This window comes from Mycobacterium sp. NPDC050041 (genome assembly GCF_049541695.1).
Taxonomy (GTDB): Bacteria; Actinomycetota; Actinomycetes; order Mycobacteriales; family Mycobacteriaceae; genus Mycobacterium.
In genome coordinates this window covers 115644-131128 of the sequence record NZ_JBMVDG010000009.1, presented here as the reverse complement: position 1 = coordinate 131128, position 15485 = coordinate 115644, and the positions used below count along the sequence as shown (strand labels likewise).

The 15485-nt window shown below is 69.4% G+C and carries 10 protein-coding genes; all 10 read right to left on the bottom strand.

From position 1 onward, the window contains the following. Positions 1 to 8: 8 nt before the first annotated feature. Positions 9 to 1427, bottom strand: coding sequence for a pyruvate kinase (gene pyk, locus ACPCHZ_RS23865; protein WP_302916245.1), 1419 nt, complete (start codon positions 1425 to 1427; stop codon positions 9 to 11). 27 nt (positions 1428 to 1454) lie between these two features. Further along, positions 1455 to 2963: a glutamate synthase subunit beta gene (locus ACPCHZ_RS23860; protein WP_423487009.1), complete on the bottom strand. Its 1509-nt coding sequence runs from the start codon at positions 2961 to 2963 to the stop codon at positions 1455 to 1457. Further along, positions 2956 to 7515, bottom strand: coding sequence for a glutamate synthase large subunit (gene gltB / locus ACPCHZ_RS23855; protein WP_423487008.1), 4560 nt, complete (start codon positions 7513 to 7515; stop codon positions 2956 to 2958). The genes ACPCHZ_RS23860 and gltB overlap by 8 nt, the downstream gene beginning before the upstream one ends. A gap of 84 nt (positions 7516 to 7599) precedes the next feature. After that, positions 7600 to 8013 (bottom strand): DUF2752 domain-containing protein, encoded by a 414-nt coding sequence (locus ACPCHZ_RS23850; protein ID WP_423487007.1) that lies wholly within the window; start codon positions 8011 to 8013, stop codon positions 7600 to 7602. After that, positions 8003 to 8539, bottom strand: a complete 537-nt coding sequence (locus tag ACPCHZ_RS23845) for a TM2 domain-containing protein (protein ID WP_423487006.1) — start codon at positions 8537 to 8539, stop codon at positions 8003 to 8005. Before ACPCHZ_RS23845 ends, ACPCHZ_RS23850 begins: the two co-directional genes overlap by 11 nt. A 67-nt stretch (positions 8540 to 8606) precedes the next feature. Further along, complete coding sequence (locus ACPCHZ_RS23840; protein WP_423487005.1) at positions 8607 to 10193, bottom strand: DUF222 domain-containing protein; 1587 nt, start codon at positions 10191 to 10193, stop codon at positions 8607 to 8609. Between the two features lie 64 nt (positions 10194 to 10257). Continuing rightward, a complete protein-coding gene (lgt, locus tag ACPCHZ_RS23835; RefSeq protein ID WP_423487110.1) occupies positions 10258 to 12558 on the bottom strand; it encodes a prolipoprotein diacylglyceryl transferase in 2301 nt (766 codons plus the stop codon). 5 nt (positions 12559 to 12563) lie between these two features. Beyond that, positions 12564 to 13352 carry a tryptophan synthase subunit alpha gene (trpA, locus tag ACPCHZ_RS23830; protein WP_423487004.1) on the bottom strand — a complete coding sequence of 263 codons (789 nt, stop codon included), beginning with the start codon at positions 13350 to 13352 and terminating at the stop codon, positions 12564 to 12566. Further along, positions 13349 to 14611: a tryptophan synthase subunit beta gene (trpB, locus tag ACPCHZ_RS23825; RefSeq protein WP_364980069.1), complete on the bottom strand. Its 1263-nt coding sequence runs from the start codon at positions 14609 to 14611 to the stop codon at positions 13349 to 13351. Before trpB ends, trpA begins: the two co-directional genes overlap by 4 nt. 3 nt (positions 14612 to 14614) lie before the next feature. Then, positions 14615 to 15433 (bottom strand): indole-3-glycerol phosphate synthase TrpC, encoded by an 819-nt coding sequence (trpC, locus tag ACPCHZ_RS23820; protein WP_423487003.1) that lies wholly within the window; start codon positions 15431 to 15433, stop codon positions 14615 to 14617. Positions 15434 to 15485 lie beyond the last annotated feature (52 nt).

Here is a 15485-nt window from a genome sequence, read left to right as displayed (position 1 = left end):
GCATCGGACTACACATCGTCCTCCCCGATCCGGTGCACATGGATCAGATTGGTGGAGCCTACTGTGCCGGGCGGAGCGCCCGCGATGATGACCACCAGGTCGCCGCGCTTGTAGCGGCCGAGTTCCAGCAGCGACTTGTCGACCTGCCGGATCATCCCGTCCGTGGTCTGGATGTGCGGGACGATGAACGTCTCGGTGCCCCAGCTCAGGGCGAGCTGACTGCGGACCTCGGGCAGCGAGGTGAAGGCCAGCAACGGCAGCGGCGTGTGCAGCCGAGCCAGCCGGCGCACCGTGTCCCCCGACTGGGTGTAGGCGACCAGCGCCTTGGCGTCGAGGCGCTCGCCGATGTCGCGGGCCGCATAGGAGATGACCCCGCGCTTGGTGCGCGGCACGTGGGTCAGCGGTGGCACCACCACCGAGTTCTCCTCGACCGCGCAGACGATGCGCGCCATGGTCCTGACGGCGTCGAGCGCGTACTTGCCGACCGACGTCTCACCGGAGAGCATCACCGCGTCGGCGCCGTCGAGCACGGCGTTGGCGACGTCGGACGCCTCCGCGCGGGTCGGCCGGGAGTTCTCGATCATCGACTCGAGCATCTGGGTGGCGACGATCACCGGCTTGGCGTTCTCCCGGGCCATCTGGATGGCCCGCTTCTGCACCAGCGGCACCTCCTCGAGCGGGAGCTCGACACCGAGGTCACCGCGGGCGACCATGATCGCGTCGAAGGCCAGCACGATCGCCTCGAGGTTGTCGATGGCCTCGGGCTTCTCCAGCTTGGCGATCACGGGGACCCGCCGGCCGACCCGGTCCATCACCTCGTGCACCAACTCGATGTCGGCCGGGGAGCGCACGAACGACAGCGCGACCAGATCGACGCCGAGCCGCAGCGCGAACTCGAGGTCCTCGACGTCCTTCTCCGACAGCGCTGGCGCCGAGACGTTCATCCCTGGCAGCGACATGCCTTTGTTGTTGCTGACCTTGCCGCCCTCGGTGACGGTGCACACGACGTCGGTGCCGTCGATGCTCTCGACGGTCAGCCCGACGTTGCCGTCGTCGACCAGCACCCGGTCACCCGGGTTGGCGTCCTCAACGAGCCGCTTGTAGGTGGTGGACACCCGGTCGTGGGTGCCCTCGACGTCGTCGACCGTGATGCGCACGGTCTCGCCCGCGGTCCACTCGGTGGGACCGTCGGCGAAGCGACCGAGCCGGATCTTGGGGCCCTGAAGGTCAGCGAGGATGCCGACCGCGTGGCCGGTGGCGTCGGAGGCCGCGCGCACCCATTTGTAGTTGGCCTCGTGGTCGGGGTAGTCGCCGTGGCTGAAGTTCAGCCGCGCGACGTCCATTCCCGCCTTCACCAGCGCTTTGACTTTCTCGTCGCTGGCGGTGGCCGGGCCGAGGGTACAGACGATTTTCCCGCGTCTACTCACGTTGCCTCAATATAGTCCCTAATCGATTCAGACGACGGCCAACGGCAGCGCACCGGGGATGACGGGTGCGGGCAGATCCGATTCACCCATCAGGTGGGCGTCGACGGCGTGCGCAGCACTGCGGCCCTCCGCGATGGCCCACACGATCAGCGATGCGCCACGGTGTGCGTCACCGCACACGAACACGCCGGGGGCGTCGGTCTGCCAGTCCGAACCGCACGGCAGCGCACCGCGCCGGTTCAGCGCCAGGCCGAGCCCGTCGAGCAGCGGCATGTGGTCGACACCGTCGAACCCGATCGCCAGCAACGCCAGCTCGCACGGGATCTCCAGGGACTCCCCGACCGGCACGATGTGCCGCCTGCCCTCGGCGTCGCGCTCCACCTTGACCTCGGCGATCTCCAGCGCCCGCAGGTTGCCGTCGCCGTCGCCGATGAACCGCTGCACGGCCACCTCGTAGCGCCGGTGCCCACCCTCGGCGTGTGCCGGTGAGAGCCGGGTGCGCAGCACCAGCGGCCACGTGGGCCACGGTGACCGGGTGTCGTCGCGCTGCTCGGGCGGTTCGGGGTTGTAGTCCAGCTGGGTGACCGACGCCGCGCCCTGTCGGTGCGCGGTGCCCAGGCAGTCGGCGCCGGTGTCGCCACCGCCGATGATGACGACGTGCTTGCCCGCGGCCGAGATCGCCGACGGCCCGTCGCCCTCGCACTCCTTGTTGGCAGGCACCAGGTGCTCCATCGCCAGGTGGACGCCGTTGAGCTCGCGGCCCTCGACGTCGTTGTCACGGGCGCGCAGCGCGCCGACGGCGAGCACCACCGCGTCGTAGCGGGCACGCAGCTGCTCGACGGTGAGGTCGACACCGACCTCGCACTCGGTGACGAAGCGGGTGCCCTCGGCGCGCATCTGGGCCAGCCGCTGATTGAGCGTCGACTTCTCCAGCTTGTACTCCGGGATGCCGTACCGCATCAGGCCGCCGAGCCGGTCGTCGCGCTCGTAGACCGTCACGTCGTGGCCGGCGCGGGTGAGCTGCTGTGCGGCCGCCAGGCCCGCGGGCCCGGAGCCGACCACCGCGACACGCTTACCGGTCGCGATGGCGGCAGGCTGGGGTTCGACGATGCCCATCGCCCAGGCGTGGTCGGCGATGGTGTTCTCGATGCGCTTGATCGTGACGCTGCCGCCGGTGCGGTCCTCCCCGATCGACAGCACGCAGGCCGCCTCGCACGGCGCCGGGCACAGCCGTCCGGTGAACTCGGGGAAATTGTTGGTGGCGTGCAGCCGGTCGCTGGCGGCGTCCCACCGGCCGCGGCGCACCAGGTCGTTCCACTCCGGGATCAGGTTGCCCAGCGGACATCCCGCGGTTCCGGAGTGGCAGAACGGGATTCCGCAGTCCATGCAGCGGCGGGCCTGCTGGGACACCTCCGCGGCGCGGTCCTGCGCGCTCTGCTGTTCGTAGACCTCACGCCAGTCGCCGACCCGTTCGTCGACCGGCCGCTTGGGCGCCTCGACCTTGTGCACCTTGAGAAATCCGCTGGGATCAGCCACGGCTCGCCTCCATGATCGCGGTGTCGACGTCGCGGCCCTCGGCCTTGGCCATCCGGGTCGCCTGCAGCACGCGCTGGTAGTCGCGCGGCATCACCTTGGTGAACTGGGCGCTGCGGCGCGGCCAGTCCGACAGCACGGACGTCGCAAGTGTGCTGCCGGTGCGGCGAGCGTGCTCGGCGACCACGCCGTGCAGCCACACCAGGTCCTCGGGTTCCAGGCGTTGCAATTCGACCATCGCCGGGTTCACTCGCGCAGGGTCGAGGCCGAGCACGTAGGCGATGCCGCCGGACATCCCCGCCGCCATGTTGCGCCCGGTGCGGCCGAGCACGACGACCCGCCCGCCGGTCATGTATTCGCAGGCGTGGTCGCCGACGCCCTCGACGACGGCCAGTGCGCCGGAGTTGCGGGCGCAGAAGCGTTCTCCGACACGGCCGCGCAGGAACACCTCACCGGAGGTGGCGCCGTAGAGCAGGGTGTTGCCGGCGATCACATTGTCCTCCGGCAGGAACAGCACGTCGTCGGGCGGCCGCACGATCACCCGGCCGCCCGAAAGGCCCTTGCCCACATAGTCGTTGGCGTCGCCGACCAGCTCGAGGGTGATGCCGGGCGGCAGGAACGCCCCGATCGACTGGCCGGCCGATCCGGTGAGGCTGATGTGGATGGTGCCGTCGGGCAGCCCGGCGGCGCCGTAGCGCCGGGTCACCTCGGCGCCGAGCAGGGTGCCGACGGTTCGGTTGACGTTGCGGATCGGCAGTTCCAGCCGCACCGGGTGGGCGTCCTCGAGCGCGCCCTCGGCCAGCTGGATCAGCGTCTGGTCCAGCGCCTGATCGAGTGCGTGGTACTGGTCCTTGACCTTGTGCCGCTGGGTGATCTCGGCGCCGTGCGCGTCGGTCGGCACCGCGAAGATCGGGGCCAGGTCGAGCCCCTTGGCCTTCCAGTGCGCGACGCCGGCGGCGGTGTCGAGCATCTCGGCGCGCCCGACGGCCTCGTCGATGCTGCGGAACCCGAGATCTGCCAGGTAGCGGCGGATGTCCTCGGCGATGAACCGGAAGTAGTTCTCCACGAACTCCGGCTTGCCGTTGAACCGGGCCCGCAGCTCGGGGTTCTGGGTGGCCACGCCGACCGGGCAGGTGTCGAGGTGACAGACCCGCATCATGATGCAACCGGACACCACCAGCGGTGCGGTGGCGAAGCCGAACTCCTCGGCGCCGAGCAGCGCGGCGACGATCACGTCGCGAGCGGTGCGCATCCCGCCGTCGCACTGCACGGTGATGCGGTCGCGCAGACCGTTGAGCATCAGCGTCTGCTGCGCGTCGGCCAGGCCGATCTCCCACGGCGCGCCCGCGTGTTTGAGCGATGTCAGCGGCGCCGCGCCGGTGCCGCCGTCGTAGCCGGAGATCAGCACCACGTCGGCGTGCGCCTTGGACACGCCCGCGGCCACGGTGCCCACCCCGACGCTGGCGACCAGCTTGACGTGGACGCGCGCCTGGTCGTTGGCGTTCTTGAGATCGTGGATGAGCTGCGCGAGGTCCTCGATGGAGTAGATGTCGTGGTGCGGCGGCGGCGAGATGAGCCCGACGCCCGGAGTGGAGTGCCTGGTCTTGGCGATGTTCGGGTACACCTTGTAGCCCGGGAGCTGGCCGCCCTCACCGGGTTTGGCGCCCTGGGCCATCTTGATCTGGATGTCGCTGGCGTTGACCAGGTAGTCGCTGGTGACGCCGAACCGGCCGGAGGCCACCTGCTTGACCGCACTGCGGCGGCGGGGGTCGTAGAGGCGGTCGACGTCCTCGCCGCCCTCGCCACTGTTGGACCGGCCGCCGAGGTTGTTCATCGCGATGGCCATGGTCTCGTGCGCCTCGGCGCTGATGGAGCCGTAGCTCATGGCGCCGGTGTTGAACCGGGTGACGATCGAGTCGACGGACTCCACCTCGTCGAGCGGGACCGGCGGGCGGACGTCGGTGCGGAATTCGAACAGCCCGCGCAGCGCACCGCCGTCGCGGGCCAGCCGGTTCACCTCGTCGGAATACTGACGGAACACCTCGTGGCGGCCGGTGCGGGTCGAATGCTGCAGCAGGAAGACGACTTCGGGGGTGAACAGGTGGAGCTCGCCCTCGCGGCGGAAGGCGTATTCACCGCCGACCTCGAGGCGCCGGTGCACGCGTTCGGTGGGATTCTCCGGGTAGGCGCGGCGATGCCGCAGCTTGACCTCCTCGGCGATGACGTCGAGGCCGATGCCGCCGAGCTGGGTGGGGGTCCCGGTGAAGTACTCGTCGATCACGTCACGGTCGATGCCCACCGCCTCGAAGGCCTGGGCGGCGGTGTAGGACGCCACGGTGGAGATGCCCATCTTGCTCATCACCTTCGTGACGCCCTTGCCCAGCGCCTTGAGGTAGTTGCGGACGGCGGTGGCCGGTTCGATGCCGGTGAGTTCGCCCTCGCGGATGAGGTCCTCGATCGACTCGAAGGCCAGGTACGGGTTCACGGCGGCGGCGCCGAAGCCGATGAGCATCGCGATGTGGTGGACCTCGCGGGCGTCGCCGGACTCGACGACCAGCGCCACGGCGGTGCGCTCCTTGGTCCGCACCAGGTGGTGGTGCACCGCCGACACCGCGAGCAGCGACGGGATCGGGGCGCGCGTGTGGTCGGAGTCGCGGTCCGAGATCACCAGGGTGCGGGCGCCTTTGGCGATGGCGTCGCAGGCGCGGTTGCGGAGCTCGTCGAGGGCGTCGGCCAGACCTTCGCCGCCGCGCTCGACGTCGTAGAGCGCCTTGAGCACGGTGGTGCGCAGACCGGGGTGTTCGCCGTCGGCGTTGATGTGGACGATCTTGTTGAGTTCGTCGTTGTCGAGCACCGGCCACTTGACCAGGATCTGGCGACACGACGCGGCGGTGGGTTCGAGCAGGTTCCGCTCCGGGCCCATCACCCGGGACATACTGGTGACGACCTCCTCGCGGATGGCGTCCAGCGGCGGATTCGTCACCTGGGCGAACAACTCGACGAAGTACTCGTAGAGCAGGCGCGACCGTTCCGACAGCACCGCCGTGGGGGTGTCGGTGCCCATGGAGCCCAGCGGTTCGGTGCCGGAGGCGGCCATCGGGGTGAGCAGGATGCGGAGCTCTTCCTCGGTGTAGCCGAAGGAGATCTGCCTGCGCACCACCGACTCGTGGTTGGGCTGCACCCGGGCCCGGTCGGGCAGGGTCGCGAGGTCCAGCAGGCCGGCATGCAGCCATTCGCCGTACGGTTCGGCCGCCGAGAGCTGTTCCTTGATCTCGTCGTCGGGAACGATGCGACCCTGGGCGGTGTCGATGAGCAGCATGCGGCCCGGCTGTAGGCGGCCCTTGGCGACGATCTGCCCGGACGGCACGTCGAGCACCCCGGCCTCGCTGGCAAGGATGAGCCGGTCGTCCACCGTGCGCCACCAGCGGCCGGGCCGTAAACCGTTGCGATCCAACACCGCTCCGACGACGGTGCCGTCGGTGAACGTGACGCACGCCGGACCGTCCCACGGTTCCATCAGGGAGGCGTGGAACTGCCAGAACGCCCGCTCGGCGGGGTCCATGGCGGAGTCGTTCTCCCACGCTTCGGGGATCATCATGAGCACGGCGTGCGGCAGCTCACGGCCGCCGAGGTGCAGCAGTTCGAGCACCTCGTCGAACGACGCCGAGTCGGACGCCTCGGGCGTGCAGATCGGTGAGAGCCGGGTGATGTCGCCCGGGATCTTCGCGCTGGCCAGCATCGCCTCCCGGGCATGCATGCGGTTGCGGTTGCCGCGCACGGTGTTGATCTCGCCGTTGTGGGCGACGAACCGGAACGGGTGGGCCAGCGGCCAGGACGGGAAGGTGTTGGTGGAGAAGCGGCTGTGCACGATCGCCATGGCGCTGATGCAGCGCTCGTCGCGCAGGTCGGCGAAGAACTGCGGAAGCTGGACGGTGGTGAGCATGCCCTTGTAGGCGATGGTGCGGCTGGACAGCGTCGGGAAGTAGGCCTGCGCCTCGGCTTCGGCGCGCTTGCGCAGGGGGTAGACGCGGCGGTCGAGCTCGATGCCGCCGGGGCGGGTGCCATGGTGTTCGGGGGCGGCGACGAAGAGCTGAGAGAAGTAGGGCATGCAGCTCAGCGCGGTCGCTCCGACACCGGCGCCGTCGGGGGCGACGGGCAGCTTGCGCCAGCCGAGGACCTCGAGTCCCTCTTCACCGGCGATGGCCTCGATGCGCTGGGTGGCGGCGGCCCGGGCGGCCGAATCCTGGGGCAAGAAACAGAGTCCCGCGGCGAAGGTGTTGCAACCGTCGTCGGTGGGGGCGGGGAGGTCGAAGTCGACGACGTCGCGGAAGAGTTCGACCGGGAGCTGGATGAGGATGCCTGCGCCGTCGCCGCTGTTCGTCTCCGCGCCGGCAGCGCCGCGGTGATCGAGGTGTTCGAGCGCGACCAGGCCGTCGGCGACGATGGCGTGGGTGCGGCGGCCCTGGATGTCGGTGATCATGGCGACGCCACAGGAGTCTGCTTCGTTGGCGGGGTCGTAGAGACCCTGCGGTCGAGGCAATGCCGAGAACAGCATGCGTTGGTACCTCCGCAGTCCGGATTCTTTCGATTCCGGGACTGCACCGGCCCGAGGAGCCAGTGTATCAGCGGAGGTGGGTTGCTACCCGTCGAGAAGAGTCGGGACCAGCGGAAACCCGGGGAGGTTGCGCACCACGGTCCAGGTGGTCACGGTGACCACGAGCACAGCGATGGCCGCGACCGGCATCAGACGGCGCCCGAGTCGCCAGCGCACCGCGAACCACAGTGCCAACAGCGGCAGCCCGACGAGCAGGAAGACGTTGTCGGTCACCGCCGCCGCGACATCGCCGTGCAGCAGGTCGTGCGTCATGCGCAGGCCGCCGCAGGCCGGGCAGTCCCACCCCGTCAGCTGCTTGAAGGGACAGCCGGGGAACAGGAAGCCGGGGCGGTGCGGGTCGGCGATGCCGATGTAAGCCAGGGAACCGGCCACCACCGCGCCGGCACCGAGCGCGCCGTACAGCCGTGTGCGGCTGCTCGATGCGACGCTAGGTTCCATCGCGCAGCGGACGTCCCAGCGGATCGCGCACCTTGTCGGTGAGGATGAGGATGGCGTCGACGATGCCCCAGATGACGGCGCCGAGGCCGCATGTGACGATGCCGACGACGAGCTGGATGACGCCGAGCTTGGTGTCCCCCATGTAGATGCGGCCGATGCCGACGAGCCCGAACAGGCCGATCAGCTGGAGAAGTCCGGCGACGATCTTCGACTTGTCGGAGAAGGGCTCACCGGTGAAGGGGTGACGGCCGTAGGGCGCCACCGGGTCGTACTGGCCAGTTGCCGGCGGCGGGTACTGGCCGGGCGGGGTGCCGTACTGACCCGGCGGCGGGGTGCCGTACTGACCGGGAGTGCCGTACTGGCCTGATGTGCCGTACTGGCCGGGCGAGGTGCCGTACTCGCCGGGCGAGGTGCCGTACTGGCCGGGGGATGCTTCGTGTTGGCCGGGAGGCGGCGGGTACTGCCCCGGCGGAGGGGGCGGGTTCGTGCCCTCTGAGCTGCTGCCGAACTGCGCGGGATCGGTCATGCCGCCAGCATGCCAGAACCCCCGGTTCCCCATAAGGGAGGGAAACCGGAAAAGGTGGTGGTGGCTTTCAGAAGGGTGGCGGTTCGTCGCCGGGTTGGGGTGGTGGCTGGGGGGCGAACAATTTGTCGAGTGCTTGCCGGCGGGCGCGCCGGCGGGCTTCGCGGTGATCGCGATTTTGTTGGCGTTCGGCGGCGATGCGGGCCGCCTTGTTCTGGGCCCGGGAGCGTTGCCGGTTCGGCATCATCGCGGTGCGATCAACGCCGCGGTCGTCGGGCCGCGGTGTGATGACCGCCGCGGCGGTCGGGGTGCACAGGTACGGGAACAGCAGCGCCGAACCCGGTCGGGTGGTGTAGGTCTGCCCGGCGGGGCTGGTCCAGACGACGGTGCCGTCGCGGTGTTGTCGGTCGTGCCAACCCCAGAACGTCTTGATCAAATGGTGCAGGCGGCACAGGCATTTGAGGTTCGACGCCTGCGTCGGCCCGCCCTGGCTGTAAGGGACGGTGTGGTCGATGTCGGTGCTGAACGCCGGCACATCGCAGCCGGGGAATCGGCAGCCCATGTCGCGGCACCGCACGAACTCCGCCAGATTCCGCGACGGGGTGTAGCGCGGCTCAGGTGGCGCGTCGCCGGGGTGGATGAGTGGCCGGATGGTGGCGTGCTCGGCCAGGCCGGTGAGCTGTTCAGGCGGCAGGATGCCGTCGTTGTGCACCAGACTCGCCACCGACTCATCGACGGTGTCGGAGTTCTCGGCGGCATCGGCAGTCGAGTCGGCATCGGTGTAGGAGGCGGCATCGGCATCCACGTCGTCGGCGTGGGCATCGGCGTCAGTGTGGGGGCCGGTGATGGTGTGGATGACGAACGGGGCGGCGACCGCGTCCTGCTTCGGGCACTCAGGGTTGCCGCATTGGCATCCCAGGCGTTGGGCGCCGCTGCACACCGCGGCGATGGCATCGACACGGCGCTGACGCTTGGTGCGGGGGTCATCGGGGCACACCGTGTCGGCCATCGCGTCGACACTGCGCTCGAACACCTGAGCATCGACGGTGCTCATGGTGCCGCCGAAACTGCTCATCCCATCGAGGCCGTCGTTGACCCAGAACTCACGGAGCTCCCGGGCCCTCTTACGCCGCCGCACCGCATCCCGATCCACCCGGGCGATGATCCGGTCGACATGCCCGCACAGCTGACCGGGACTCATCGCCATCAACCGCACCGCCGCCCCAGCCAACCGTGCGTCGACGCCAGCCAAGTTATCGGGATCAGTGATCAAGCTGGTTCGATGCAACAACACATCGACCACGGCCAGGCTCAGGTCCCCGGCACGGAACACCGCCGCCACCAGCGGGAGCCGTTCCCGCAATCCGCGGGCCAGATTGACCTGGATCGACGCCGACCCGTGGCCGATGTTCAAGGCGGCAGCGACTTCGACGGCCACTGCGCACTCGGTGTCGACCGCCCACTGGTCGCTGATCTCATCGCGCTGGGCGAACCGCACCCCGTAGAGGTCGCCGATGATCGTCAACCGGGCCGCGGCCTGCTGATTCTCCCGACGCGCGGTCGCGACCAGATCGGCGATCAGCGTGCCGGCCTCGACGGACTCCGGGCGCGTGACAGCCAGCACCTGGTCGAAGCTTGCCTGCGCCGGATCGAACATACATTCGATTATTGCAGAGAGCTATGACACGCGAAAGCAACGAGAAACGGTTGGGGATAACCGATCAGCGGTTGCGACGCCACCAGCGACGCCGCGGCGTCGAGGGCGGCGGGGCGACCTGGATCTCGTACTTCGACGCCTCTGCCTCGTCGATACCGGCGACTGCACTGTCGTGGGCTTCCTCAGCGGCGGCCTCGGCTTCGACGGCGTCCTCGCCCTCGACCGAGCCCACCCCGCCCACGTCGGCGGTCTCAGAGACCGCCGCCGCGCTGTCGGCATCGGTGACCAGGTCATCGGCTTCAACTGCGGGCGTGTCCCCGACCGGTTGGGCGTCATCGTCAACGGGCTCCGCGATCTCGGTGGCGGCTTCGTCAGCGGCGCCGGCCTGCTCGTCGGCCGCGAGATCATCGGCTTCTGCAGCCGCCGTGGCATTTTCGCCTACCGGCTGCTCTTCGTTGGACTCGGCAGCGTCGGCCTCGGCTACCTCGGCTTCGACCGCCTCAGCCTCATCGACGCCCTCGACCGCCGCCTCATGCACCTCCGCGGCAGCCGCCTCCGCCTCCGCCTCGACCGCATCCTCACCCTCGACCGAACCCACACCACCGACGTCGCCACCGGCCCCGGCCAGCGGCTCGTCGGCGACAGCATCGGCTTCGGCTACCTCGGCTTCGACCGCCTCAGCCTCATCGACACCCTCGACCGCCGCCTCATGCACCTCCGCGGCAGCGATCTCAGCCTCGACCGCATCCTCACCCTCGACCGAACCCACACCACCGACACCGCCGGAAGCGTCGCTGTCCTGATCCACGGCGATGTCTTCGGCATCGGCCGCAGCCGCGGCGTTCTCGCCTACGGGAAGCGGCTCTTCGACGACATCATCGGCTTCGGCGCCCTCGTCGGCGACAGCATCGGCCTCGGCTACCTCGGCCTCGACCGCCTCAGCCTCACTGACACCCGCGATCGCCGCCTCATGCACCTCCGCGGCAGCCACCTCAGCCTCGACCGCATCCTCACCCTCGACCGAACCCACACCACCGACATCATCGGAAGTCTCCGCCGATGGCTCATCGAGGCTCGCCAGGGCGGCCTCATGCGCTTCCTCGGCGGCCTTCTCGGCCTCGGCCGGATCATCGCCCTCGACCGCACCGAGGCCCGTCTCGTCCGCTTCGTCACCTGCGACGGCGAACTCGTCGGCCTCGGCGATCTCCTCGGCAGGCGCCTCCTCGACATCGGCGGTCAACGCCTCCGCCTCGAGCACCGCCTCCGCCTCGCCGCTCTCACCGTCGGCTTCGTCACCCGCAGCCGCGAACTCGTCGGCCTCGACGATCTCCTCGGCCGGCGCCTCCTCGACGTCGACCGCCAGCGCATCCGCCTCGAGCGCTGCCTCGGACGACGGTTCGTCGTCTCCGAGACCGTCGGAGTGATCTTCGCGGCCCGCGACTTTCGCTGCGGCGACCACGGCGCCGGCGGCGGCGGACGTCCCGGCGGCCACCTTGACGAGCTCCTCGACGTCGGACTCCTCGTCGTCGGTCTTTCCGCTCAGCGTCGCCGGATCCTCCCGACCGCGTGGCGCGGCCATGATGTAGATGACCGCCCCGATGAAGACGAATCCCGACGTGAACGAGTTCACCCGAATCCCGGCGAATTCCGTGGCGAAGTCGCTGCGCAGCAACTCGATCCAGAACCGGCCCAGGCAGTAGCCCGCGACGTACAACGCGAACAGCCGACCGTGACCGATCGTGAATCGGCGGTCGATCAGGATGAGCAACGTGAAGATCAGCAGGTTCCACAGCAGCTCGTAGAGGAACGTGGGGTGGACGGTCTGCACCAGCGTGCCGTTGGACACGCCATTGAGGTCGTCGGGCACCCGCTGGTAGATCTCCAGCCCCCACGGCAGCGTGGTCTGCCTGCCGAACAGCTCCTGGTTGAAGTAGTTGCCGAGCCGGCCGATGGCCTGCGCCAGAATGATCCCCGGCGCGATCGCATCGCCGAACGCGGGCAGCGGGATACCCCGCCGCCGGCAGGCGATCCATGCGCCGACGCCACCGAGCGCCACGGCGCCCCAGATGCCGAGGCCACCTTCCCAGATGCGCAGCGCACCGCCGAGTCCGACGCCGTACTCACCGAAGTACTTCTCCCAGTCGGTGATCACGTGGTACAGCCGACCACCGATCAGCCCGAACGGGACCGCCCACAGGGCGATGTCGTAGATGACGCCCGGTTCACCGCCGCGGTTCTGCCACCGCCGGTCGCCGATGATCAGCGCAGCGACGATGCCGACGATGATGCAGAACGCGTACGCGCGGATCGGGAGTGGACCGAGGTACCACACACCCTGGGGCGGACTGGGAAATGAGGCCAACATCGATGTCACGCGGTGATCCTCTGCCTTACCCCGTCCGCGAGCTCCTCGGTCAGTGCCCGCATCGCGGGGATGCCGTCGGTCAGCGCCGACACCAGGGCCGACCCGACGATGACCCCGTCCGCGTATGCGCCGATCTCGGCGGCTTGCTCCCGGGACCGCACGCCGAGGCCGACTCCGACCGGAATGTCGGTCACCGACTTGACCCGCGCGACCAGCTCGGGTGCGAGGTTGGACACCGCGTCACGCGCACCCGTCACACCCATGGTCGATGCCGCGTACACGAATCCGCGCGACGCCTCCACCGTCTTCGCCAACCGCTCCTGCGTCGACGACGGTGCGACCAGGAAGATGCGGTCGAGGTCGTGGGTCTCCGACGCAGAGAGCCACTCGTCGGCTTCGTCCGGGATGAGGTCGGGCGTGATCAGCCCGAGGCCGCCTGCCGACGCGAGATCGCGGGCGAAAGCGTCGATGCCCAATCGCAGCACCGGGTTCCAGTACGTCATCACCACGGCGCGGCCACCTGCACTGCTGATCGCCTCGACCGCCGCCAGCGTGTCCCGCACACGCACCCCGCCCTGCAGCGCGACCTCGGTCGCGGCGGCAATGGTCGGCCCGTCCATCCCGGGATCCGAGTAGGGCACCCCGACCTCGATGAGGTCACAGCCCGCCTCGACAAGCGCCGTCATCGCCTCGATCGACCCCGGCACGTCGGGGTAGCCCGTGGGCAGATAACCGATCAGTGCCGCTCGGCTCTCGTTGCGGCACTGGTCGAACAGCGCTGCCAGCCGGCTCATGGCGCCGCCTTGTCGAGCAGTCCGAACCACTTGGCCGCCGTCTCGACATCCTTGTCGCCACGGCCGGACAGATTGACCAGGATCACCGCTCCGGCACCGAGTTCGACGCCCAGCTTCAACGCACCGGCGATCGCGTGGGCCGACTCGATCGCCGGGATGATGCCCTCGGTCCGGCACAGCAGCGAGAACGCGTCCATCGCCTCGGTGTCGGTGATCGGCCGGTACTCGGCGCGGCCGATGTCTTTCAGGAAGGCGTGCTCGGGACCCACCCCCGGATAGTCCAGGCCCGCCGAGATGGAATGCGACTCGATGGTCTGCCCGTCCTCGTCCTGCAGCAGGTAGGAGAATGAACCCTGGAACGCACCCGGCGATCCGCCGGTGAAAGTCGCTGCGTGCCTACCGGTTTCGACGCCATCGCCGGCGGCTTCGTATCCGATGAGCCGGACGCCGGGATCGTCGATGAAGGCGTGGAAGATGCCGATCGCATTGGAGCCGCCACCGACGCAGGCGGTCACCGCGTCGGGCAGCCGTCCGGCCTGATCCTGGATCTGCACCCGCGCCTCGAGCCCGATGACCCGCTGGAAGTCACGAACCATGGTCGGGAACGGATGCGGTCCAGCGGCCGTGCCGAAGCAGTAGTAAGTGTCGTCGGCGTTGGTGACCCAGTCGCGGAACGCCTCGTTGATGGCGTCCTTCAACGTCTTCGAGCCCGCCTCGACGGACACCACCTCGGCGCCGAGCAACCTCATCCGGGCCACGTTCAGCGCCTGCCGGGCGGTGTCGACCGCGCCCATGTAGATCACGCAGTCCAGATCGAGCAGCGCGCACGCGGTCGCGGTCGCCACCCCGTGCTGGCCGGCGCCCGTCTCGGCGATGACCCGGTTCTTGCCCATCTGCCGGGCCAGCAGCGCCTGCCCCAGCACGTTGTTGATCTTGTGAGAACCGGTGTGGTTGAGGTCTTCCCGCTTCAGGAAGATGCGCGCACCACCGGCATGCCTGCCAAGGGCCTCGGCCTCGTACAGCGGTGACGGCCGCCCGCTGTAGTGCCGCTGCAGCCGGTCGAGTTCGTCGAGAAACGTCTGATCGCCGCGGGCCTTCTCGTAGGCGGCGGTGACCTCCTCGATCACCGCCATCAACGCCTCAGGGACGAAACGTCCTCCGTAGGCGCCGAAATGGCCACGGGCGTCGGGTTCGTGGCCGCTGGGTTCTGCCACGGCCGCGCTGGAACGCGGCAACTCCGGGCCGGCGAGGTCCGCCACGGGCTAGCGTGCGGGTTTCGGGCAGGACGGATGCGTGCCTGCGGTGACCAGATCGGCGACGGCGCTGCGCGGGTCACCGCTGGTCACCAGGCCTTCGCCGACGAGCACCGCGTCGGCGCCCGCGCCCGCGTAGGCCAGCAGGTCACCGGTGCCGCGCACCCCCGACTCGGCCACCCGGATGACATTCGAGGGCAGCCCGGGCGCGATGCGCGCGAAGCAGTCCCGGTCGACCGCCAGGGTCTTGAGGTCGCGGGCGTTGACACCGATCACCTTGGCTCCGGCCTGCAACGCGCGGCTGGCCTCCTCCTCGGTGTGCACCTCGACCAGCGCGGTCATCCCGAGTGACTCGGTGCGCTCCAGCAGCGACTCGAGCGCCGGTTGCTCCAGCGCCGCCACGATCAGCAGCAGCATGTCGGCACCGTGCGCCCTGGCCTCGTGGATCTGGTACGGCCGGACGATGAAGTCCTTGCGCAGGACCGGGATCGACACCGCGGACCGCACGGCGTCGAGATCGTCGAGCGAGCCGTGGAAGCGGCGCTCCTCGGTCAGCACGCTGATCACCCGCGCGCCGCCCGATTGGTACGCGCGGGCGAGTTCGGCGGGGTCGGCGATCGAGGCGAGCGCCCCACGCGACGGGCTGGCCCGCTTGACCTCGGCGATCACGCCGATACCGGGTTCCCGCAACGCCGCCATCACGTCCAGCGGTGCCGGCGCACGGCCGGCCCGTTCCTTGATCTCGTCGAGGCTGACGAGGGCTTCCCGAGCGGCGACGTCGGCGCGGACTCCTTCGATGATGGAGTCGAGCACGGTGGCCGAACTCATAGCCCCTCGGTTCCCTTCCGGTACGCCGCCCCCAGCGACGGACGATCTTCTC

What these genes read in the sequence shown, in the direction of transcription:
- gltB (WP_423487008.1), bottom strand. Translation starts at nt 7,515, where the DNA reads ATGCTGTTCTCGGCATTGCCTCGACCGCAGGGTCTCTACGACCCCGCC.
- ACPCHZ_RS23850 (WP_423487007.1), bottom strand. Translation starts at nt 8,013, where the DNA reads ATGGAACCTAGCGTCGCATCGAGCAGCCGCACACGGCTGTACGGCGCG.
- ACPCHZ_RS23845 (WP_423487006.1), bottom strand. Translation starts at nt 8,539, where the DNA reads ATGACCGATCCCGCGCAGTTCGGCAGCAGCTCAGAGGGCACGAACCCG.
- ACPCHZ_RS23840 (WP_423487005.1), bottom strand. Translation starts at nt 10,193, where the DNA reads ATGTTCGATCCGGCGCAGGCAAGCTTCGACCAGGTGCTGGCTGTCACG.
- lgt (WP_423487110.1), bottom strand. Translation starts at nt 12,558, where the DNA reads ATGTTGGCCTCATTTCCCAGTCCGCCCCAGGGTGTGTGGTACCTCGGT.
- trpA (WP_423487004.1), bottom strand. Translation starts at nt 13,352, where the DNA reads ATGAGCCGGCTGGCAGCGCTGTTCGACCAGTGCCGCAACGAGAGCCGA.
- trpC (WP_423487003.1), bottom strand. Translation starts at nt 15,433, where the DNA reads ATGAGTTCGGCCACCGTGCTCGACTCCATCATCGAAGGAGTCCGCGCC.